This window comes from Pseudomonas sp. PDM30, assembly GCF_019218985.1.
GTDB lineage: Bacteria > Pseudomonadota > Gammaproteobacteria > Pseudomonadales > Pseudomonadaceae > Aquipseudomonas > Aquipseudomonas jessenii.
On the sequence record NZ_JAHUWM010000004.1, the window covers coordinates 363098 to 384445 of the forward strand.

18 protein-coding genes and 1 pseudogene are annotated in these 21348 nt (G+C 60.6%); 3 read left to right on the forward strand and 16 right to left on the reverse strand.

Annotated elements, in window-relative coordinates; all coding sequences use genetic code 11:
- Positions 1-157: 157 nt before the first annotated feature.
- The 12 genes from hutG to hutC all read right to left on the reverse strand — a co-directional run bounded on the left by hutG (position 158) and on the right by hutC (position 14906).
- A complete protein-coding gene (hutG, locus tag KW840_RS12210; RefSeq protein ID WP_218495263.1) occupies positions 158-961 on the reverse strand; it encodes an N-formylglutamate deformylase in 804 nt (267 codons plus the stop codon).
- A 10-nt stretch (positions 962-971) separates the two neighbouring features.
- A complete protein-coding gene (hutI, locus tag KW840_RS12215; protein ID WP_218495264.1) occupies positions 972-2177 on the reverse strand; it encodes an imidazolonepropionase in 1206 nt (401 codons plus the stop codon).
- 17 nt (positions 2178-2194) lie between these two features.
- Complete coding sequence (locus KW840_RS12220) at positions 2195-3601, reverse strand: amino acid permease (RefSeq protein ID WP_218495265.1); 1407 nt, start codon at positions 3599-3601, stop codon at positions 2195-2197.
- 109 nt (positions 3602-3710) lie between these two features.
- Entirely contained in the window at positions 3711-5243 is a 1533-nt protein-coding gene (gene hutH / locus KW840_RS12225) for a histidine ammonia-lyase (protein WP_218495266.1), read from the reverse strand.
- Between the two features lie 119 nt (positions 5244-5362).
- Positions 5363-6886: a histidine ammonia-lyase gene (hutH, locus tag KW840_RS12230; RefSeq protein ID WP_218495267.1), complete on the reverse strand. Its 1524-nt coding sequence runs from the start codon at positions 6884-6886 to the stop codon at positions 5363-5365.
- A gap of 150 nt (positions 6887-7036) precedes the next feature.
- Positions 7037-7867: a glycine betaine/L-proline ABC transporter ATP-binding protein gene (locus tag KW840_RS12235; protein WP_052961897.1), complete on the reverse strand. Its 831-nt coding sequence runs from the start codon at positions 7865-7867 to the stop codon at positions 7037-7039.
- On the reverse strand, positions 7864-8715 hold the full coding sequence (locus KW840_RS12240) for a proline/glycine betaine ABC transporter permease (RefSeq protein WP_057712387.1): 852 nt from the start codon (positions 8713-8715) through the stop codon (positions 7864-7866). The genes KW840_RS12235 and KW840_RS12240 overlap by 4 nt, the downstream gene beginning before the upstream one ends.
- Positions 8716-8785: 70 nt before the next feature.
- Positions 8786-9754 carry an ABC transporter substrate-binding protein gene (locus tag KW840_RS12245; protein WP_218495268.1) on the reverse strand — a complete coding sequence of 323 codons (969 nt, stop codon included), beginning with the start codon at positions 9752-9754 and terminating at the stop codon, positions 8786-8788.
- 69 nt (positions 9755-9823) lie between these two features.
- Positions 9824-11293 carry a cytosine permease gene (locus tag KW840_RS12250; protein WP_057712389.1) on the reverse strand — a complete coding sequence of 490 codons (1470 nt, stop codon included), beginning with the start codon at positions 11291-11293 and terminating at the stop codon, positions 9824-9826.
- A gap of 157 nt (positions 11294-11450) precedes the next feature.
- The gene (gene hutU / locus KW840_RS12255; RefSeq protein ID WP_218495269.1) at positions 11451-13133 is read right to left on the reverse strand and encodes a urocanate hydratase; all 1683 of its coding nucleotides are present in this window, start codon (positions 13131-13133) and stop codon (positions 11451-11453) included.
- 496 nt (positions 13134-13629) lie between these two features.
- A complete protein-coding gene (locus tag KW840_RS12260; RefSeq protein WP_218495270.1) occupies positions 13630-14199 on the reverse strand; it encodes a HutD family protein in 570 nt (189 codons plus the stop codon).
- Positions 14196-14906 carry a histidine utilization repressor gene (gene hutC / locus KW840_RS12265; protein ID WP_173677901.1) on the reverse strand — a complete coding sequence of 237 codons (711 nt, stop codon included), beginning with the start codon at positions 14904-14906 and terminating at the stop codon, positions 14196-14198. The genes KW840_RS12260 and hutC overlap by 4 nt, the downstream gene beginning before the upstream one ends.
- Before the next feature lie 146 nt (positions 14907-15052).
- On the opposite strand from hutC, the gene KW840_RS12270 reads away from it, so the two are divergent.
- The gene (locus KW840_RS12270) at positions 15053-16417 is read left to right on the forward strand and encodes a formimidoylglutamate deiminase (RefSeq protein ID WP_218495271.1); all 1365 of its coding nucleotides are present in this window, start codon (positions 15053-15055) and stop codon (positions 16415-16417) included.
- A 114-nt stretch (positions 16418-16531) separates the two neighbouring features.
- Here KW840_RS12270 and KW840_RS12275 read toward each other — a convergent pair whose 3' ends face one another.
- Both KW840_RS12275 and KW840_RS12280 read right to left on the reverse strand, forming a co-directional pair.
- Positions 16532-17101 carry a lipocalin family protein gene (locus KW840_RS12275; protein WP_057712393.1) on the reverse strand — a complete coding sequence of 190 codons (570 nt, stop codon included), beginning with the start codon at positions 17099-17101 and terminating at the stop codon, positions 16532-16534.
- Positions 17102-17131: 30 nt separating this feature from the next.
- Positions 17132-17386 carry a hypothetical protein gene (locus KW840_RS12280; protein ID WP_007975531.1) on the reverse strand — a complete coding sequence of 85 codons (255 nt, stop codon included), beginning with the start codon at positions 17384-17386 and terminating at the stop codon, positions 17132-17134.
- 293 nt (positions 17387-17679) lie between these two features.
- Between KW840_RS12280 and KW840_RS28995 the strand changes: the two are divergent.
- Together KW840_RS28995 and KW840_RS29000 are read left to right on the forward strand one after the other, a co-directional pair.
- A pseudogene (locus KW840_RS28995) lies at positions 17680-18702 on the forward strand (cache domain-containing protein); the annotation flags it as partial.
- A gap of 93 nt (positions 18703-18795) precedes the next feature.
- Positions 18796-19560 (forward strand): methyl-accepting chemotaxis protein, encoded by a 765-nt coding sequence (locus tag KW840_RS29000; RefSeq protein WP_371318464.1) that lies wholly within the window; start codon positions 18796-18798, stop codon positions 19558-19560.
- 117 nt (positions 19561-19677) lie between these two features.
- On the opposite strand, the gene KW840_RS12290 is transcribed toward KW840_RS29000, so the two are convergent.
- Positions 19678-20280 carry a DUF924 family protein gene (locus tag KW840_RS12290; RefSeq protein ID WP_218495272.1) on the reverse strand — a complete coding sequence of 201 codons (603 nt, stop codon included), beginning with the start codon at positions 20278-20280 and terminating at the stop codon, positions 19678-19680.
- Positions 20281-20283: 3 nt separating this feature from the next.
- Positions 20284-21294 (reverse strand): class 1 fructose-bisphosphatase, encoded by a 1011-nt coding sequence (locus KW840_RS12295; RefSeq protein ID WP_150811990.1) that lies wholly within the window; start codon positions 21292-21294, stop codon positions 20284-20286.
- Positions 21295-21348: the final 54 nt, after the last annotated feature.

Below are 21348 nucleotides of genomic sequence, written 5' to 3' on the forward strand. Positions count from 1 at the left end.
GTTTTGCACGGTGGCGACTGTTACGTCGCGCTTTCAAAATGAACACTTACCTGTGGGAGCGAGCTTGCTCGCGATGGCGGTGGATCAGTCGACATAGATGTAACAGACAGACCGCTATCGCGAGCAAGCTCGCTCCCACAGGGTTACGTGTCAGGCTTTAGCGCTTGTAGTGTTTTTCGCCCCAGGCCAGCAAGCCTTGCAGCAACTCCTTGAGCACCAACCGCGTCGGTTCCGCCAGATCCGGGCGATAGCGGAACGGCTCGAACTCTTCCATGTAGGTGCCCTGCCCCAACTCCAGTTGCACCGCGTGGATGTTCTCGGCCGGATTACCGTAATGGCGGGTGATGTGCCCGCCCTTGAAGCGCCCGTTGAGTACGTGGGTGTAGTTGTCGTGAAGCGCGCAGATCGCTTCCAGTCGGGTCGCAAGCTGTGGATCGCAACTGGCGCCGTTGAAGGTGCCGAGGTTGAAGTCCGGCAACTTGCCGTCGAACAGGTGCGGGATGATCGAACGGATCGAGTGCGCATCGAACAGCAGCGCATAGCCGAACTCGGCCTTCAGCCGCGCCAGTTCCTGCTGCAAGGTGCTGTGGTACGGCGTCCAGATCTGCTCCAGATAAGTCGCGCGCTCTTCTTTCGAAGGCTCCAGCCCTTCGCGGAACAACGGAATGCCGTCGAACAGCGTCGCCGGGTACAGGCCGGTGGTCGCACCCACGTACAAAGGCTTGTCGTCGGACGGTCGATTAAGGTCGATGACGAACCGCGAGTACTCGGCCGCCAGGGTGCTTGCACCCAGTTCCGCGGCGAAGTCGTATAGCTGCGGGATGTGCCAGTCGGTGTCCGGCAGGCTTTTCGCGTCAGGGATCAACCCGGCTTCGACCGCAGGCGTCAGGCGCACGCCAGCGTGGGGCATGCTGATCAGCAGCGGTACGCGGCCTTGTTTGAAGTTCAGAACCTTATCCACAACAGATCTCCTACAGACTTGATTCGACGCCGTGGCGCACGACGCGTTTTTCCAGGTCGCCGCCCAGCCAGTAACACAGGTCGGCCGGACGATCGATTTGCCAGGCGACAAAATCCGCGACCTTGCCGACCTCCAGCGAACCATGAGTATCGGCCATGCCCAACGCGGTGGCGGCATGAATCGTCGCGCCGGCCAGGGCTTCTTCCGGGGTCATGCGGAAGCAGGTGCAAGCCATGTTCAGCATCAGGCGCAACGACAGCGCCGGCGAGGTGCCCGGGTTGAGGTCGCTGGCGATGGCGATTTTCACGCCGTGCTTGCGCAGGGCTTCCATCGGCGGCAATTGGGTTTCACGCAGGAAGTAAAAGGCGCCGGGCAACAGCACCGCGACCGTACCGGACTTGGCCATGGCGATGGCGTCGTCCTCGGTCATGAACTCCAGGTGATCGGCGGACAACGCGTGATAGCGCGCCGCCAGGCTCGAGCCATGCAGCGACGATAACTGCTCGGCGTGCAGCTTCACTGGCAGGCCCAGTGCCTGGGCGGTAATGAACACCCGCTCGACCTGCGCCGGGGAGAACGCCAGGTACTCGCAAAACGCATCCACGGCGTCGACCAGCCCTTCGGCAGCCAGGGCCGGGAGCATGTCGGCGCAGATGTGATCGATATAGTCGTCAGCGCGATCCTTGTACTCCGGCGGCAAGGCGTGAGCCGCCAGGCAGGTGCTGCGCACGCTGACCGGCAGTTCGGCGCCGAGGCGACGGGCCACACGCAGCATCTTGCGCTCGTTGGCCAGGTCCAGGCCGTAGCCGGACTTGATTTCGATGCTGGTAACGCCATCACGCATCAGGCTTTTCAGGCGCTTGGCGGCACTGGCGAACAGTTCATCTTCGCTGGCTGCGCGGGTGGCGCGTACGGTGCTGGCGATACCGCCGCCACTGGCGGCGATTTCCGCGTAGCTGACGCCTTGCAGGCGCTGTTCGAATTCACCGCTGCGGTTACCGCCGAACACCGTGTGAGTGTGGCAGTCGATCAGGCCCGGCGTGACCCAGGCCCCGTTCAAATCATTGACGGCCGGATACTCGCCCGCCGGCAACTCACCGCGCGGGCCGATCCACTCAATGTGCGCTCCTGACGTCACGATGGCCGCATCCTCGATGATCGAGTAGACGCCTTGTGCCATGGTTGCGACGTGACAGTGTTGCCAGAGAGTTTTCATCCTTGGCCTCCATTAGGTTATCGATGGGAAAAATTAGGATCCTGCGTCACCAGGGCTGCCTGGCCCGCCGCCGGTTTCACCCACGTCAGGTAAGCCAGCACCAGCAACACGATCCAGACCACGCCGACGATCAGCGCTGCCTGGGTGTCCGGGAAATAGCCCAGCACGCCGAAAATGAACAGCATGAAGGCTATCGCCGCCGCCGGCGCATAAGGCCAGAGCGGTACCGGGAACTTCAGTTGTGCAACCTGCTCGGCGCTCATGGACCGGCGCATGGCCACTTGGGTCACCAGAATCATCAGCCAGACCCACACCGTGGCAAAGGTCGCGACGGAAGCGATCAACAGGAACACGTTTTCCGGGATCAGGTAGTTCAGCAACACACCCAGCAACAGCGCAGCACTCATCACCACCACCGTCATCCATGGCACGCCATTGCGCGACAGGCGGGCGAAGCCCTTGGGTGCATGCCCTTGCTGGGCCAGACCGAACATCATGCGGCCAGCGCCGAAGATGTCACTGTTGATCGCCGAAATCGCCGCCGTGATCACCACGATGTTGAGGATCGTGGCCGCCGAGCTGATCCCCAGCTTGTCGAAAATCTGCACGAACGGGCTGCCCTGGCTGCCGATCTGCTGCCATGGAAAGATCGACATCAGCACCAGCATCGTCAGCACATAGAACAGCAGGATCCGCAACGGTACAGCATTGATCGCCCGGGGCAGCACGTGCTGCGGGTCTTTGGCTTCACCTGCCGTTACGCCGATGATTTCAATACCGCCAAACGCAAACATCACCACCGCGAACGAAGCGATCAGACCGCCCATGCCATTGGGCATGAAGCCGCCGTGGCTCCAGAGGTTGCTGATGTCGGTCGCTTGGCCGGGGGCCGAGCTGATGCCGAACAGCATGATGCCGAAACCACCCAGGATCATCGCGACGATGGCCGCGACCTTGAGCAGCGACAGCCAGAACTCCATTTCACCGAAGACTTTGACGTTGCACAGGTTCAGGCCGCCAACGATGGAAACGACACCCAGCACCCAGATCCAGCGGGAAACCTCCGGAAACCAGAAGCCCATGTAGATACCGAATGCAGTGACGTCGGCCATGCCGACGATGACCATTTCGAATGCGTAGGTCCAACCGAGGATGAAGCCCGCCATCGGCCCCAGATAGGTGCTGGCGTACTGGCCGAAAGAGCCGGCCACCGGGTTGTGCACCGCCATCTCACCGAGGGCGCGCATGACCATGAACACCGCCGCGCCACCGATCAGGTAAGCGAGCAGTACCGCAGGACCGGCCATTTGAATGGCCGAGGCAGATCCATAAAACAGCCCGGTGCCGATTGCCGACCCCAGCGCCATGAAGCGAATATGTCGGGCAGAGAGCCCGCGTTTCAAACCTTTTTCTGGCTGTTGCATTTCTCGTCCCTAATTATTGTTATCCGACGCAAAATCGAATCGCTGGCAAGCCAGCTCCTACAGGTTCAACGCAATCCATGTGGGAGCGGGCTTGCTCGCGAAGGGGCAATTACAGGCTAGGCAGCAACTTCGCCGTCACCAGTTCGTTCAGGCAACGCGAGGCCAACAGTTCAGACGCCGCATTGATGTCCGGCGCGAAGAAGCGGTCCTTCTCATAGAACGGCACTTCGTTACGCAGAATGGCACGGGCTTTTTCCAGTTTTGGCGAAGTCTTCAGACCATTGCGCAGGTCCAGGCCCTGGGCTGCCGCCAGCCATTCCACCGCGAGAATCCCACGGGTGTTTTCGGCCATTTCCCACAGGCGCTTGCCAGCCGCCGGAGCCATCGATACGTGGTCTTCCTGGTTGGCGGAAGTCGGCAGGCTGTCCACCGAATGCGGATGGGACAACGCCTTGTTCTCGCTGGCCAATGCCGCTGCGGTCACCTGGGCGATCATGAAGCCGGAGTTCACACCGCCGTTGGCCACCAGGAACGGCGGCAGTTGCGACATGTGCTTGTCCATCATCAGCGAGATACGGCGCTCGCTCAGGGAACCGATTTCAGCGATGGCCAATGCCATGTTGTCAGCGGCCATGGCCACCGGCTCGGCGTGGAAGTTGCCACCGGAGATCACGTCACCTTCAGCGGCGAAAACCAACGGGTTGTCGGAAACGGCGTTGGATTCGATCGCCAGTACTTCGGCCGCTTGACGGAACTGGGTCAGGCAGGCACCCATGACTTGTGGCTGGCAACGCAGGGAGTACGGGTCTTGTACCTTCTCGCAGTTTTCATGGGAGTCGGAGACTTCGCTGCGCTCGCCCAGCAGATCGCGATAAGCGGCGGCGGCGTCGATCTGGCCTTTCTGGCCACGGGCAGCATGGATACGGGCGTCGAACGGCGAACGCGAGCCCAGGACCGCTTCAACGGTCAGGCCGCCCAGTGCCAAGGCACCAGCAAACAGGTCTTCACCTTCGAACAGGCCACGCAGGGCAAATGCGGTGGACACCTGGGTGCCGTTGAGCAGCGCCAGGCCTTCTTTCGCGGCCAAAGTCAGCGGGGTCAGACCAGCAACTTTCAGCGCTTCGGTGGCTTCCATCCACTCGCCCTTGTAGCGAGCCTTGCCTTCACCCAGCAGCACCAGCGACATGTGGGCCAGAGGCGCCAGGTCACCGGAAGCACCGACCGAGCCTTTCAATGGAATGTGCGGGTAAACCTCGGCGTTGATCAGGGCGATCAGCGCGTCAATCACCACACGACGGATGCCAGAGAAACCACGACTCAGGCTGTTGACCTTGAGCACCATGATCAGACGCACCAGCTCATCGCTGATCGGCTGGCCGACACCGGCGGCGTGGGACAGCACCAGCGAGCGCTGCAGGTTTTCCAGGTCTTCGCTGGCAATGCGGGTCGAGGCCAGCAGGCCGAAACCGGTGTTGATACCGTAGGCGGTGCGGTTCTCGGCGAGGATCTGTTCCACGCAGGCAACGCTGGCTTCGATCTGGGCCGAGGCGCTGTTGTCGAGGGTCAGTTTCACCGGCTGCTGATAGACGTCACGCAGTTGGGCGAGGGTCAGTTGGCCGGGAATCAGATTTAGCGCAGTCATTTTTGTGCTCCTTTTGAGAGTTAGCTATTAACTAACCAGACGCTCCGGAGATGTCCGTTGTCCGTCGCTTCCCCCTTTTTGAGAGGGTGGCGCCTTGGCACGCTGGTTTTATAGGGAAATCAATTCAAATTCGGTAACGTTTTTTGCAGCAAAACAGGGTCTTTCAGAACACTGGCAGCGGCGGCAATGTCTGGTGCAAGCCAGCGGTCCTGGTCGTAGGCAGGAACTCGCTCACGCAGCAGACGCCAAGCGGTATCGGTGCCCGCACCAAAGCGTTGTTCCTTCAAGAATTCAAACGCCTGGGCCGCCAGCAAATACTCGATGGCGAGGATCTGCGTGCAGTTTTCCAGCGCGCGATGCAGCTTCAGCGCGGCGTTGGTGCCCAGGCTCAGGTGATCTTCCTGAAGACCGGAAGTGACGTAATTGTCGAGGACTGCCGGTTGCGCCAGTTGACGGTTCTCCGCGCACAGCGAAGCGGCCACGTATTGCACGATCATCATCCCGGAGTTCACGCCCGGGTTGGCCACCAGGAAAGCCGGCAGGCCGCTGACGTGCGGGTTGATCAAACGGTCCAGACGACGCTCGGCGATGGAGCCGATTTCCGCCATGGCGATCGCCAGCAGGTCCGCCGCCATTGCCACGGACTGGCCATGAGGGTTGGCCTGGGACACCACGCGGTAATTGTCCGCGGTACCCAGCACCAGCGGGTTGTCGGTGGCGCCGTTGAGCTCGGTTTCGATCTGTTTGATCGCGTGCACCAGTTGATCGCGCGCAGCACCGTGCACCTGCGGGATCGAGCGAATGCTCAGGGCATCCTGGGTGCGAATGCCTTTGCTCTGGGCGATCACTTCGCTGCCGTCGAGCAAGGCCCGAAGGTTGATCCCGACCTGTTGCATGCCCGGGTGCGGCTTGAGCGCGATGATCTCCGCGTCGAACGCATCGATCTGCCCGCGCTGGGCTTCGAAGCTCATGGCGCCGATCACGTCGGCCCATTTCAGCAGGCGCGTGGCATCGGCAATCGCCAGGCAGCTCAGGCCGCTCATGCACGGCGTACCGTTGACCAGGCACAAACCGTCCTTGGCACCGAGCTTGACTGGTTGCAGACCTTCTTCGGCCAGCGCTTGCTGCGCGGAAACGATCTGCCCGCGATAGCTGACATTGCCCACGCCCAGCAGCGCGATGCCGATGTGCGCCATGTGAGTCAGATAACCCACCGAACCCTGGGACGGCACCTGCGGGGTGATGCCCCGGTTGAGCAGCGCCAGCAGCGCTTCGACGACCTGACGGTGCAGGCCGGATTTGCCGTGGCTGTAGTTGACGATGGCCGCGCACATGATCGAGCGGGTCTGCTCGTCGGTCAGCGGTGCACCCACGCCGCAAGCGTGGCTGAGCAAGGTGTTGCGCGACAACTGGCTGAGTTGTTCGTCCTGCAGCGAAACGTTGCACAGCGCGCCCAGGCCGGTGTTGATGCCGTAGGCACGTTCGCCGCTGGTGACGATGCGCTGGACGATGGCCTGTGCGTTTTCGATGCGCGCCCAGATCGGTGCCGAGAGTTCAAGCTGTGCGCCATGACGAGCAACGGCGACCACATCCTGCCAACTGACCTGCGACTCGGTGATAACGATTTTTTCAGCCTGGGACATCTTCAACCTCTGCGTACAAACCTGAATATTGATGCATCTTTACCGGCCTCATCGCGAGCAAGCTCGCTCCCACAGGTTTTGTGAACACCGGGGATCCACTGTGGGAGCGAGCTTGCTCGCGATGGGGCCGGCACAGCCGGCACAAACCTTTTAAACCACCGCCGCCCGACGCTGCACAAAGCGGTCGACATACTCATCCGCCGGCGAATGCAGGATCTCTCTAGGCGTGCCGACCTGGATCAGGCGGCCATCCTTGAGAATCGCGATGCGGTTGCCGATGCGCACGGCCTCGTCGAGGTCGTGGGTGATGAAGACGATGGTCTTGTGCAGGGTCTTTTGCAGTTCCAGCAACTGGTCCTGCATCTCCGCGCGGATCAGCGGGTCGAGGGCGCTGAACGCTTCGTCCATCAGGATGATGTCAGTGTCCGCCGCCAGGGCGCGGGCCAGGCCCACACGCTGACGCATGCCACCGGATAGCTGGTGCGGGTATTTGTTTTCGTAGCCCTTGAGGCCCACGGTGTTGATCCAGTGCAGTGCACGCTCAGCGCACATGGCTTTGCTTTCGCCACGGATTTTCAGGCCGTAGGCGACGTTGTCCAGCACGCTCTTGTGCGGCAACAGGCCAAAGCTCTGGAACACCATGCTGATCTTGCGCCGACGAAATTCGCGCAGGGCTTCCATGTCGTATTGCAGGATGTCCACGCCGTCCACCAGGATCGCGCCGCTGGTCGGGTCGATCAGGCGGTTGAAGTGGCGCACCAGGGTCGACTTGCCTGAGCCCGACAGGCCCATGATCACGAAGATCTCGCCGCTGCCGATGCTCAGCGACAGGTCGTTCACGCCGACCACGCAGCCGGTTTCGGCCAGGACCTGGTCCTTGGTCTTGCCCTGGCCGATCATGGCCAGCGCATCCTTGGAACGGTTGCCGAAAATCTTGAAGACGTTCTTGACTTCGATCTTGCTCACGGTTGCGTTGTTCATTTGCTCACCTCATGCCGTGCGCGACCATACGCCTGTGTAATGCGGTCGATCACCACAGCCAGAATCACGATCGCCAGACCGGCTTCAAGGCCACGCCCGACGTTGAGGGTCTGAATCCCCACCAGCACGTCTTCACCCAGGCCACGGGCACCGATCATCGAGGCGATCACCACCATCGACAGGGCCATCATGGTGGTCTGGTTGATCCCGGCCATGATGCTCGGCAGGGCCAGTGGCAGTTGCACGCCGAACAGTTGCTGCCAGCGGTTGGCACCGAAGGCGTTGATCGCTTCCATCACTTCGCCGTCGACCTGGCGAATGCCCAGATCGGTCAGACGGATCAGCGGTGGTGCGGCGTAGATCACCGTGGCGAAAATCGCCGGGACCTTGCCCAGGCCAAACAGCATCAGAACCGGGATCAGGTACACGAAGCTCGGCATGGTCTGCATGATGTCCAGCAACGGCATCAGCACCGAACGCAGGCGGTTGCTGCGCGCCGAGAGAATGCCCAGCGGAATGCCGATCAACACCGAAATGATCGTCGCCACCATCATCAGCGCCAGGGTCTGCATCAGCTTGTCCCAGAGGCCGACCGCACCCACCAGGAACAGCAAACCAACGATGACGGCAGTGGTCACGACCTTGCGGGTCGCGTGCCAGGCCACACCGGCCACGATCGCCAGCATCAGCCACCAGGGTGCAGCACGCAGCAGGCCTTCAAGATTGACGATGGCCCACAGCAAGGTGTCGGAGATGCTGCGGAAAACGTCGCCGTAGTTGGTAACCAGCGAATCGACCCAACCGTTGACCCAGTCGGCGATGGAAAAGGTAAAGCTTTCGGGAAACATAAGAGACTCTCAATCAAGGGGTTGCGATCAAGCGTCCGACTGCCGTTGCCGACAGCCGGAGAAGCCCAACCTACAAGGCCGCGTCGATTTTCTTGGCTGCGTCTTCGCTCACCCATGCGTGCCAGACTTCAGGATGTTCCTTCAGGAAGATCTTGGCCAGTTTTGGTGATTCGATCCGCTCTTTGGTCATGCGCCCAAGGTTCTGGTTCAGCAGGTCGATTGGCACGTTGACCTTTTCCAGCACGGCCACCAGTTCAGGCGCTTCGTCGTGGAACGTCTTGGACAAGCCGACCTTGATGGTCACTGTCTTGTTCACGCCTGGTTTCTCTTCGAGTTTCACCGCGTCGATCTGGCCCATCAAAGGCGTTGGCGACCAGTAGTAGAACAGGATCGGCTCGCCACGCTTGTAGCTCGACAGCACAGCGGCATCCAGCGCCGGGCCGGTGCCTGGGCGGAAGTTGGTGTAGGTGCTTTCCAGGCCGTAGCTTTTCAGCATTTCGCTGTTGTCCAGCTCACAGGTCCAGCCGGCCGGGCAGTTGTAGAAACGGCCCTTGGAAGGCTCTTCGGCGTCCTTGAACACCGCCGAGTATTTGCCCAGGTCAGCAATGTTTTTCAGGTCCGGAGCCTTGGCTTCCAGCTTACGCTTGGCGTCGCCTTCGATCACGTAGCGCGGCACGTACCAGCCTTCGATCGCGCCAACAACCGGGGCGCCGACACCGACGACTTTGCCGGCCTTCTCAGCCTTGTTCCAGACTTCGCTGCGGCCGACCCACTCTTCGGCAAACACTTGAATGTCGTTGCTGCTCAGGGCGTTTTCCATGGTGATGGAGTTGCCCGGCAGGCTGTCGGTCTTGCAGTCGTAGCCTTTCTCCAACACGACTTGCATCACGTCGGTCAGCAGCATGGCGCTTTCCCAGTTCAAACCGGCGAACTTCACCGGTTTACCCGACTCGCACCAACCCGCCGCCTGAGTGGCGCCAGCACTGGCCAGCAGGCCCATGGAAAGCAATGTGGTCAGCAGGGTCTTGTTCGATTTCATTGTAGTGACGCTCCTAATCATGAATTGGCTTACGGCAGTCAAGAGGCATCCAGCCCTGTCCACGTCCAATCAGGCCTGCGCCGCAGCGCGACCGACATTCAGCTTTTGTTCGGTGATCGCGCCCTGCTCGACCGGCAGGATCAAACGATCAGGCACTGTGCCGTGCCATTTTTTTGCACACAGGTAATACAGGGCGGCGGGAAGCACCAGGCCGATGACCCAGGAAATATCCACATCACCCAGGGCCGCCACCAGCGGACCGGTATAGAACTTAGTGGAGATGAACGGCAGCTGCACCAGCACACCGAACACATAGACGCTGATACCGAGGAGGTTCCAACGACCGTAGCGACCATTCGGATCGGCCAGAGCCGGTACGTCATAGCGCTCGCGAGTGATGCAGTAGTAGTCCACCAGATTGATCGCGCTCCAGGGGGTAAAGAACGCTAGCAAGAACAGGATGAAAGACTTGAACGCGCCGAGGAACGAGTGCTGACCGAGCAACGCCATCAGGGTCGCAGCACCGACGATGACCAGCACGAAGACCAGACGCTGCAAGTGCGTTACCTTCAGGTCACCACGGAAACCGCTGATGATGGTCGCAATGCACATGAAGCTACCGTAGGAGTTCAGCGTGGAGATGGTGACCTTGCCGAACGCGATGCTGAAGTACAGCAGCGCAGCAGTGGCACCGGTACCGCCCAGACCAACGATGTAGGCCACTTCGTGACCGGCGAATTGCCCGTTGGCCGAAGCGGCAGCGAACACGCCGAGGACCATCGCCACCTGTGCGCCAATGACCGAACCCGCACCTGCGGCGAAAAAGGTTTTCACCGAGGAGATATTGCTCGGCAGGTAGCGTGAGTAGTCAGCCACGTAAGGGCCGAACGCGATCTGCCAGGACGCCGCGAGCGACACCGCCAGCAGGAAGCTGCTCCAGCTGAAGTGGCGGATTTGCAGGAGAGCGCCGACGTCGGTCTGGCTCATCAGGCGCCAGAACAGATAAACGAAGGCAATCACACCGATGACGCTGGCAACTCGGCCGATCCAATGGATCACCCGATAACCGAGCACCGTGACCAGCACGATGACACTGGCAAAAATGAGGATACCGACGCTGTCGCTGACGCCAAACAACTGGCCCAGCGCCTGGCCGGATAACACGGTTCCCGTTGCGGTGAAGCCCAGGTACATCAGGCACACCAGCACGATCGGGATGGCCGCGCCGTACACGCCGAACTGTACCCGGCTGGAAATCATCTGCGGCAGGCCAAGCTTGGGGCCTTGCGCGGCATGCAGCGCCATTACGCCACCGCCGAGCAGTTGGCCGATCAACAGACCGATCAACGACCAGAACACATCACCGCCAAGGACCACGGCCAATGCGCCGGTGACAATCGCGGTGATTTGCAGGTTGGCACCCATCCACAGGGTGAACTGGCTAAACAGACGACCGTGTCTTTCCGCTTCCGGGATGTAGTCGATCGAACGCTTCTCGATCAACGGTTTGTTGCCTGCACGTTCGCTGTTAACAGCCATGATTCAACCTCTGTGGATTGTTATAGGTATATCGGTTGTCGGTGTTGGCTTCTGTGGGAGCGAGCTTGCTCGCGATAGCGGTTTTACAGTCAACGAAGAGGTTGAATGTGTCGCCCTCATCGCGAGCAAGCTCGCTCCCACATAAAGCCGTACAGCGTTATTTGCCGGTAATCATCGGCAGGTTCAGCCCTTGTTCCTTGGCGCAGTCGATGGCGATCTGGTAACCGGCATCGGCGTGACGCATGACGCCAGTGGCCGGGTCGTTGTGCAGCACGCGAGCGATACGCTCGGCCGCTTCGTCAGTACCGTCGCAGACAATCACCATGCCCGAATGCTGGGAGAAGCCCATGCCGACGCCGCCGCCGTGGTGCAGGGACACCCAGGTCGCGCCGCTCGCGGTGTTGAGCAGAGCGTTGAGCAGTGGCCAGTCGGAAACGGCGTCGGAACCGTCCTGCATCGATTCGGTTTCGCGGTTCGGGCTCGATACCGAACCGGAGTCCAGGTGGTCGCGGCCGATCACGATTGGCGCGGACAACTCGCCGCTACGGACCATTTCGTTGAACGCCAGGCCCAGCTTGGCGCGCAGGCCCAGGCCAACCCAGCAGATACGTGCCGGCAGACCCTGGAAGCTGATGCGCTCGCGGGCCATGTCCAGCCAGTTGTGCAGGTGGGCGTCGTCCGGGATCAGTTCCTTGACCTTGGCGTCGGTCTTGTAGATGTCTTCAGCGTTGCCCGACAGTGCAGCCCAACGGAACGGGCCGATGCCACGGCAGAACAGCGGACGGATGTAGGCCGGTACGAAGCCCGGGAAGTCGAATGCGTTTTCCACGCCTTCTTCTTGCGCCATCTGACGGATGTTGTTGCCGTAGTCGAAGGTCGGGATGCCTTGCTTCTGGAAGTCGAGCATCGCTTTAACGTGCACGGCCATCGATTGCTTGGCGGCTTTGATCACGGCAGCAGGTTCGGTCTTGGCGCGAGCGCGGTATTCGTCCCAGGTCCAGCCGGCTGGCAGGTAGCCATTGAGCGGGTCGTGGGCGCTGGTCTGGTCGGTGACCATGTCCGGACGCACACCGCGCTTGACCAGTTCAGGCAGGATTTCAGCGGCGTTGCCCAGCAGAGCGATGGAAATCGCCTTGCCTTCTTTGGTGTATTTGGCGATGCGGGCCAGTGCGTCGTCGAGGTCTTTGGCCTGCTCGTCGACGTAGCGGCTTTTCAGGCGGAAATCGATGCTGACTTGCTGGCATTCAATGTTCAGCGAGCAAGCGCCGGCCAGGGTTGCAGCCAGAGGCTGGGCGCCACCCATGCCGCCCAGGCCGGCGGTCAGTACCCACTTGCCTTTGAGGTCATCGTTGTAGTGTTGGCGACCGGCTTCGACGAAGGTTTCGTAGGTGCCCTGGACGATGCCCTGGCTGCCGATGTAGATCCAACTGCCGGCGGTCATCTGGCCGTACATGGCCAGGCCTTTGGCGTCCAGTTCGTTAAAGTGTTCCCAGCTCGCCCAGTGAGGAACCAGGTTGGAGTTGGCGATCAGTACGCGCGGGGCGTTGCTGTGGGTCTTGAACACGCCGACCGGCTTGCCGGATTGCACCAGCAGGGTCTCGTCGTCGTTCAGGTTGGTCAGGCTTTCGACGATCTTGTCGTAGCATTCCCAGTTACGTGCAGCGCGACCGATACCACCGTAAACCACCAGTTCTTTAGGGTTCTCGGCGACTTCCGGGTCGAGGTTGTTCATCAGCATGCGCAGCGGCGCTTCAGTCAGCCAGCTCTTGGCGGTCAGCTTGTTACCGCGTGCGGCACGGATTTCGACGTCGCGAAACTTGGTACGTTTATTCTCGGTCACGAAAAGAACTCCTCAGCAATCAATCCAAACCAACCCAGGCAGTGGGCGAGCAAGCCAATGGGCATCAGTGCACACCGGCGAATCAGTGGACGATGGTTGAGTCTTCGTGACTCATACGCATACGTCTTTACTTGTACATACAAGCATATGCAATCAAGCGGCCAACTTGTTGGATGAGCATTCAAGAAAAGTTCGGAAACAGCTGGAGAGCCCTTGGAACAAGGGTTTTGGCGTAGATGAAATTTTTCGAGGGGATTGTTTGGAGGATAGGCGGATTGTTACTTGAGCGTGGTTTTGCGCCACGCTGGGGCATTCGGTAACAAGTTGGTGCGCGGACGGAAACGGTCTGAGGGGTAGCACAACATCGCGTGCAAACATGGCCCCTGCAGGAGCCGAGCTTGCTCGCGATGGTCGTGAACGATAACGCGTAGAACCAGATGCCCAGCGGCGAATATGGGTTATTCGCGAGCGAGCTCGCTCCTACAGGGGTGGTGTATCAGCGTGCAATGAGTTCGATCACGCAGCAGGCGCCATTGCTGGAGACTTCCAGCAATCCGGTGTTACCGACCAGTTGCAGGCAATCATGGCGACCCAGTTGCGAAGCGCTGGTACCGACCTTCACTTCAAGCGCATCGCAGATACTGAAGACCAGCACAGTCCCCGCCTCACTGAAAAACCGCTGCTCGCCCGACAACCACTGCAACCGCGCGGCGTAACGCTGCGGTGCGTAAATGAGGTTGAAATCGCGAATCGCACCGCCGAGCAATGTGCAGGAAACCTTGCTTTCACCGCTGAAGGCAAACGGGTCCAGCGGTAACAGTGGCCGAGTATCCTGGCCATCCACCGTCAGGCTCATGCCGTCGCCCTGCAAAACAGTGATCACTCGCTCGTAACCGGCGAAGGTGGAAAACCCGCCCGATTCGCCAATGTCGGCAATCGACAGGCGCCAGCCAAAGCCATCCAGACCGGTGCCGGCATCGCGGGTGATTTCTTCGGTGCTGCCGCCGCCGTTTTTCCACGGCATGCGCGGGTAATCTTTGGCGTATAAAACCTTTAACTGATTCATTTATGGAACCGACCTTCCAGACGATGACGGGAACCGGGGTGGATCAAGCGAGCGGCGGTCACCGGCTGACGGCCGGACCAGGTGCGGCGACGGATCAGCAGGCACGGCTCGCCTTTTTCAATCTGCAGCAATTTGCATTCGGACGACTCGGCCAGGATCGCCTCGACCACGTGCTCGCCTTCGGTCAGCGGCGCGACCTGGTTCAGGTAGGCATATGGCGTTTGCAGGGTGAAGTCCTGCTTGAGGTAGTCCGGCGCCACCAGCGCATTGACGAAACGGTCTTCGATTTGCACCGGAATATCGTTTTCGAAATGCACGATCAGCGAGTGGAACACCTTCTGCCCTTCGCGCATGTCCAGGGCCAGGGCGCGCTCGGAGCCGGCGGCCTCTTCTTCAAGGGTGATGACCTTGCAGGTGTGGCGATGACCGCGAGAGGCGATTTCATCGGCGATGTTGTGCACTTCGAACAAGGCAGACTGGCTTTTCGGCTCGGCGACGAACGTGCCGACGCCTTGCATGCGCACCAGCAGGCCATCGGCGGTCATCTCGCGCAGGGCGCGGTTGATGGTCATGCGGCTGAAGCCCAACTGGCTGACCAGCTCGCTTTCCGACGGCACGCGGTAGTGCGGCGGCCAGTTTCCACTGTCGATTTGCTGGGTGATCATTTGTTTGACGCGGGCGTACAAGGGCGCCGGACTGTCGCCCATGTTCGCGGCCAACGGAGAGACTGGAGGCGGAGTCGGCACGGTTAATCCTTGTTCGTTGAAAAGAGATTGCTAGCTTGCCGGAGTTTACCGGGCAGGCAAACGTCTGTATATGTATATACAAATAACACACGATGGGGTGCTGAACCATGTCCGCCTTCTTTGCCGAACGCGCGCTGCTGCCTAGTGGATGGGCCAACAATGTACGTCTTGAGGTCAGCGCCGACGGCGTTTTGACCCATATCCAGGCCGATTCCCATGCAGATGGCGCCGAGCGGTTGAGCGGTCCGCTGCTGCCTGGCATGCCGAACCTGCACTCCCACGCCTTCCAGCGGGCCATGGCCGGGCTGGCGGAAGTGGCGGGAAATCCGAACGACAGTTTCTGGACCTGGCGCGACCTGATGTATCGCCTCGTCGGAAAAATCAGCCCGGAACAACTCGGCGTCATCGCCCGTCAGCTGTACATCGAAATGCTCAAGGCCGGTTACACATCGGTGGCGGAATTTCATTACGTACACCATGATATCAGTGGCCAGCCTTACGCGGACCCGGCCGAACTGGCCTTGCGTATCAGCCAGGCCGCAGGTTCCGCGGGTATCGGCTTGACCCTGCTGCCGGTGCTCTACAGCCACTCCGGTTTCGGCGGCCAGACTCCGAACGAAGGTCAGCGTCGCTTCATCAACAGCACCGAAAATTACCTCAAGCTGCAATCGCGCCTGCAACCGGTGCTGGCGCAGCAGCCGGCGCAGGCCCTGGGCCTGTGTTTCCACTCGCTGCGCGCGGTCACGCCGCAACAGATCAGCGAAGTGCTGGCCGCCAGCGACAAACAATGCCCGGTGCACATCCACATTGCCGAGCAGCAGAAAGAAGTCGACGACTGCCTGACCTGGAGCGGTCGTCGTCCGCTGCAATGGCTGTACGAAAACGTCGAAGTCGACCAACGCTGGTGCCTGGTCCACGCGACCCACGCCAACCCGGAGGAAGTCACGTCGATGGCCAGGAGCCGCGCCATCGCCGGCCTGTGCCTGACCACCGAAGCCAACCTTGGCGACGGGATTTTCCCGGCGGTGGATTTCCTCGCGCAAGGCGGGCGCATGGGCATCGGTTCCGATAGCCATGTGTCGTTGAGCGTGGTGGAAGAGTTGCGCTGGCTGGAATACGGCCAGCGTCTGCGCGACCAGCGGCGTAATCGTTTGTACGGCGCGGATCAGCCAATGGTCGGCCGCACGCTGTTTGATGCCGCGCTGGATGGTGGTGCCCAGGCGCTGGGTCAGCCGATTGGCGCCCTGGAAGTCGGCAAGCGCGCCGACTGGCTAGTGCTCGATGGCAACGACCCGTATCTGGCAACGGCCAGCGGCGACGGAATTCTCAACCGCTGGTTGTTTGCCGGCGGCGTTCGCCAGGTGCGGGATGTGTTGGTCAATGGCCAGTGGGTAGTGCGTGACGGGCGGCATGCCGACGAGGAAGAAAGCAGCCGCGCCTTCACTCAAGTCCTGCGCGAACTCCTGGGCTGACACAAAACAACTGTGGGAGCGAGCTTGCTCGCGATAGGGCCATCAGATTCAACATTGATGTTGTCTGACAGTCCGCTATCGCGAGCAAGCTCGCTCCCACAGTGTTATCTGTAATCAGTTGGACGTCTCGGCCATCTGCTTTTCCGAGGCCCGCCAGATCAGCCGCGTGGTGTCATACCCCTGCTGACGTGCCTTGCTCAGCAACTCCTCACGCACCACACCGTTCACGGTCGGCGTACGCGACAACAGCCACAGATACTTGCGGCTCGGGTCACCGACGATGGCGGTCTTGTAGTCATCGCTGACGTACAGCACCCAGTATTCGCCCTTCGCCGAACCCGGGATCAGCCTGGAAAACCAGGTATCGAACTCGACCCACAGCTTGTCGCTCTTGCCGGGCACCTGTGGATAAGCCGTGCCCTTGACCTCTTCCCATTGCCACTGTGCCGTCAGGCAGCGGTTCAGCACTGCGAGGTTGCCGTCGGGCTTGAGCGTGTAATGGGCTTCGGACTGCGCGCAGTCGCGCTGGAAGTACATCGGCATACGAGCCAGCTCGTACCAGGTGCCCTGGTAGCGCTTGAGGTTGACGCTATTGACCGTCTTGGGGGCCAATGGGTCCTGGCCAGACGTGGCACAGCCGGCCAACACCAGGCCGGCAAAAAGGATGATCAATAACCGCTTCATTATTTTTCTCCCGTGGGCGATCGCCCCGGTTTACTTCAGGCCTTGGCCGGAAAACATCAGCACTTTGTCACCGGCGAACTGCACGCTGATAAAGCTGTTCTTGTCGCCCCAGGTGCAGCTGGACATGCCGAGCGCGCCTGAACAATCGGCGGGTTTGCCCAACAGGGTCTCCACATCGGCCTTGGCCATGCCGGCAGAGAGCTTCGAGTAGTTTTCCTGATTGACCTTGCTGCAGGCAGCGAGCAATACGCAGAATGAAAGCAGGGCGATGGAACGCAACGACATGGTGAAACTCCGGGGGCGTAGGGGATTGGCATGGCTGCCAAGCTGAAGCTTAGAAGAGAAAACCCCTGTCAGGTTCCCTGCCCGGCAGGCTATTTATCGGGCCACTCGTCTACCTTTTGCCGAAAATCAGCCACTTTGCCTGTTTACCGGGCATTTCGTCGTTTTTCAGAGAATTCGCCTAATCTTTGGCGCCGCTCAGTCGACATAAATGCAACGCAAAGCCACGTCAGTGGCATTTGCTCCCCCATTTTGTAGAACAGCCCCTCTGCGGTAGCTCACCCATGACCAGAAACATGAAGTTCAGCCACAAGATATTGCTGGCTGCCGCCCTCGTGGTGGCCGTCGCATTCGCTTGTTTCATCCTGTTCAACGACTATCGCCAACGCGAAACCTTGCGCAACAGTACCGAAGCCTCGATGCAGGAACTCGGCAGCCTGACCACCAGCAACATCCAGACCTGGCTGGAAAGCCGCATGCAATTGCTGCAGTCGATGGCCCAACAGATCAACGCCGACGGCAATGCTCCCGCTGGCCTGAAACGAATCATCGACCTGCCCGCCTACACCGGCAACTTCCAGCTGAGTTACTTCGGTGGCGCCGACGGCGTGATGTTCTCGGTCCCGGCGGGCAACCGCGCGGCGGACTACGATCCGCGCGCCCGTGGCTGGTACAAGGCGGCCAATAGTGCGCAACAGACCATCGTCACCGAACCCTACATCGCCGCCTCCTCCGGCAAGCTGGTGATCACAGTCGCCACCCCGGTGCAGCACCTGGGCCAGATGATCGGTGTCGCCGGCGCCGACATCGACCTGTCCAGTGTCAGCGCGATCATCAACTCGCTGAACTTCGGCGGTCACGGCCATGCGTTCATCGTCGGTGCCGACGGCAAGATCCTGATTCACCCGGACAGTAAGCTGGTGCTCAAGAACCTGACCGAGGCCTACCCCAACGGTGCGCCGAAAGTCAGCCCGGGCATGAAGGAAGTCGAGATCGACGGCAAGCGTCAGTTCATCTCTTTCACCCACGTCAACGGCGTGCCATCGGCGGACTGGTACGTAGCGCTGGTGCTCGACCAGGAAACCGCGTTCTCGATGCTCAGCGAATTCCGCACCTCGGCGATCATCGCCATGGTCATTGCGGTGGTGATCATCATCGCCCTGCTGGGCATGCTGATCAGCCTGTTGATGCAACCGTTGCTGACCATGGGGCGCGCCATGCATGACATCGCCGAAGGCGAAGGTGACTTGACCAAGCGCCTGACCATTCACGGCCACGACGAATTCGGCGCGCTGGGGCTGTCGTTCAACCGTTTCGTCGAGCGCATCCATACCTCGATCATCGAAGTATCCTCGGCCACCGGCCAGGTCAACGAAGTGGCGCTGCGGGTAGTCGCCGCCTCGAACTCGTCGATGTTCAATTCCGACCAGCAAGCCTCGCGCACCAGCAGCGTGGCCGCGGCGATCAACCAGCTCGGTGCCGCCGCCCAGGAAATCGCCCAGAACGCCGCCCTCGCCTCGCAACATTCCAGCGATGCCCGCAGCCTGGCCGAAGACGGTCAACAGGTGGTGGATAAAACCATCGCGGCGATGCAGCAACTGTCGGCCAAGATCAGCGACTCGTGCGGCAACATCGAGACCCTCAACAGCAACACGGTCAACATCGGGCAGATCCTGGAAGTGATCACCAGCATCTCCCAGCAGACCAACTTGCTGGCACTCAACGCCGCCATTGAAGCGGCCCGCGCTGGCGAGGCCGGTCGTGGTTTTGCCGTGGTGGCCGATGAGGTGCGCAACCTCGCTCACCGCACCCAGGACTCGGCGCAGCAAGTGCAGACGATGATCGAAGAGCTGCAAGTCGGTGCCCGGGCAGCGGTGGGCATCATGACCGACAGCCAGCGCCAGAGCGAAAGCAGCGTCGGCATCGCCAACCAGGCGGGCGAACGCCTGGGCAGCGTGACCCAGCGCATCGGGGAGATCGATGGCATGAACCAGTCGGTGGCCACCGCGACCGAGGAACAGACCGCCGTGGTGGAGTCGATCAACGTCGACATCACCGAAATCAACACGCTGAACCAGGAAGGCGTGGAGAACCTGCAGTCGACCTTGCGTGCGTGTGCCGATCTAGAACAGCAGGCGGCGCGGTTGAAGCAGCTGGTGGGTAGTTTCAGGATCTAAGGCGTAGCCACTGGCCTCATCGCGAGCAAGCTCGCTCCCACAGGGATCTTTGTCGCACTGGAGATCTACTGTGGGAGCGAGCTTGCTCGCGATGGCGGCATCAGCAACAACAAAAAACTAGAACCTGGAGCCCGGCTTTGAGAGAAACGCCAACTCCTCAGCCGTAGACTCCCGCCCCAACACCGCATTGCGATGGGGAAACCGCCCAAACTGCGCAATCACCCTCTGATGCCGCTCGGCGTAATCCAGGTAATCGGCAAACAGCGTTCGGTCACCTTCAGGCTGCTGCGCCACCAGTTCGATATAGCGCGAGACACCTTCGTTCTGCACCGCGAGGTTTTCGCTGTGCTCGAACACCAGATAGATGAACACCCGCTGAATCGGCTGCAACTGGCGATCGAAATCCGCCGCAATACCTTGGGCTACCAATTTCTGTGCGCGGGAATCGCCGGAGAATGCTTTGGGAGTATCGCGAAAGATCATTCGCGGGATTTGATCGAGCAACAGCACCAGGGCCAGCCAACCTTCGGGACATTGCATCCACTCGGTCAATCCGCCGGCCAGTGCCTGCTCGGCCTGGCCCCCGAAACGCTCGCGCGCTTCGTGGTCCTGGCTGTCGCGCTTGCCAAACCACAACTTGCCCTTCTGCGCCGCCACTTCCTTCGCTGACCCGAAACTTCCGAACCACCAATCAAGCAACGGCTGCCAGGGCGCGGTCATGGTTTATTCCTTGTGGTAAGCCGTGACGCGGGCAACTTCTTCTTTCGAACCGAGGAACACCGCAACACGCTGGTGCAGGCCTTCCGGCTGGATGTCGAGGATGCGCTGGTGGCCGTCGGTGGACGCGCCGCCTGCCTGTTCCACCAGGAACGACATCGGGTTGGCTTCGTACATCAGGCGCAGTTTGCCCGGCTTCGACGGCTCGCGGCTGTCGCGTGGGTACATGAACAGACCGCCACGGGTCAGGATGCGGTGCACGTCAGCCACCATCGCGGCAACCCAGCGCATGTTGTAGTTCTTTTTCAGCGGGCCTTCATCGCCGGCCAGCAATTCGCTGACGTAGCGCTGTACCGGTGCTTCCCAGTGACGCTGGTTGGAAGCGTTGATGGCGAATTCCTGGGTGGTTTCAGGAATGGTGATGTTTTCGTGGGTCAGTACGAAACTGCCCATCTCACGGTCCAGGGTGAAACCTTTCACGCCGTCGCCCAGGGTCAGGATCAGCATGGTCTGCGGGCCGTAGATCGCGTAACCGGCGGCCACTTGCTGGGTGCCTGGCTGCAGGAAAGCCTTCTCATTCAAGGGCTCGTTCTGGCTCAGGTATTCGTTCGGGCAACGCAGTACCGAGAAGATGGTGCCGACCGGGGCGTTGATGTCGATGTTCGAGGAACCGTCCAGCGGGTCGAATACCAGCAGGTACGCGCCTTTCGGGTATTTGCCCGGGATCTGGTAGGCGTTGTCCATTTCTTCGGACGCCATGCCGGCCAGGTGACCGCCCCATTCATTGGCTTCGAGCAGGATCTCGTTGGAGATCACGTCGAGCTTTTTCTGCACTTCGCCCTGGACGTTTTCAGTGCCCATGCTGCCCAGAACGCCACCCAGGGCGCCTTTGGACACGGCGTGGTTGATCTCCTTGCAGGCACGCGCCACCACTTCGATCAGGAAGCGCAGATCGGCAGGAGTGTTGTTGCTGCGGGTCTGCTCAATCAAATAGCGACTCAAGGTAACGCGGGACATGGAAGGCTCCGGTGGAATGGGGGGGCTAAAAACCCGCGCAGTTTAACGCGAGTC

Coding starts and splice junctions, on each gene's coding strand:
- hutH (WP_218495267.1), bottom strand. CDS start 6,886: ATGTCCCAGGCTGAAAAAATCGTTATCACCGAGTCGCAGGTCAGTTGG.
- KW840_RS12280 (WP_007975531.1), bottom strand. CDS start 17,386: ATGTCGTTGCGTTCCATCGCCCTGCTTTCATTCTGCGTATTGCTCGCT.
- KW840_RS29000 (WP_371318464.1), top strand. CDS start 18,796: ATGTTCAATTCCGACCAGCAAGCCTCGCGCACCAGCAGCGTGGCCGCG.
- KW840_RS12245 (WP_218495268.1), bottom strand. CDS start 9,754: ATGAAATCGAACAAGACCCTGCTGACCACATTGCTTTCCATGGGCCTG.
- KW840_RS12220 (WP_218495265.1), bottom strand. CDS start 3,601: ATGCAACAGCCAGAAAAAGGTTTGAAACGCGGGCTCTCTGCCCGACAT.
- KW840_RS12250 (WP_057712389.1), bottom strand. CDS start 11,293: ATGGCTGTTAACAGCGAACGTGCAGGCAACAAACCGTTGATCGAGAAG.
- KW840_RS12270 (WP_218495271.1), top strand. CDS start 15,053: ATGTCCGCCTTCTTTGCCGAACGCGCGCTGCTGCCTAGTGGATGGGCC.
- KW840_RS12235 (WP_052961897.1), bottom strand. CDS start 7,867: ATGAACAACGCAACCGTGAGCAAGATCGAAGTCAAGAACGTCTTCAAG.
- hutI (WP_218495264.1), bottom strand. CDS start 2,177: ATGAAAACTCTCTGGCAACACTGTCACGTCGCAACCATGGCACAAGGC.
- KW840_RS12240 (WP_057712387.1), bottom strand. CDS start 8,715: ATGTTTCCCGAAAGCTTTACCTTTTCCATCGCCGACTGGGTCAACGGT.
- KW840_RS12260 (WP_218495270.1), bottom strand. CDS start 14,199: ATGAATCAGTTAAAGGTTTTATACGCCAAAGATTACCCGCGCATGCCG.
- hutH (WP_218495266.1), bottom strand. CDS start 5,243: ATGACTGCGCTAAATCTGATTCCCGGCCAACTGACCCTCGCCCAACTG.
- KW840_RS12290 (WP_218495272.1), bottom strand. CDS start 20,280: ATGACCGCGCCCTGGCAGCCGTTGCTTGATTGGTGGTTCGGAAGTTTC.
- KW840_RS12275 (WP_057712393.1), bottom strand. CDS start 17,101: ATGAAGCGGTTATTGATCATCCTTTTTGCCGGCCTGGTGTTGGCCGGC.
- hutC (WP_173677901.1), bottom strand. CDS start 14,906: ATGGGCGACAGTCCGGCGCCCTTGTACGCCCGCGTCAAACAAATGATC.
- KW840_RS12295 (WP_150811990.1), bottom strand. CDS start 21,294: ATGTCCCGCGTTACCTTGAGTCGCTATTTGATTGAGCAGACCCGCAGC.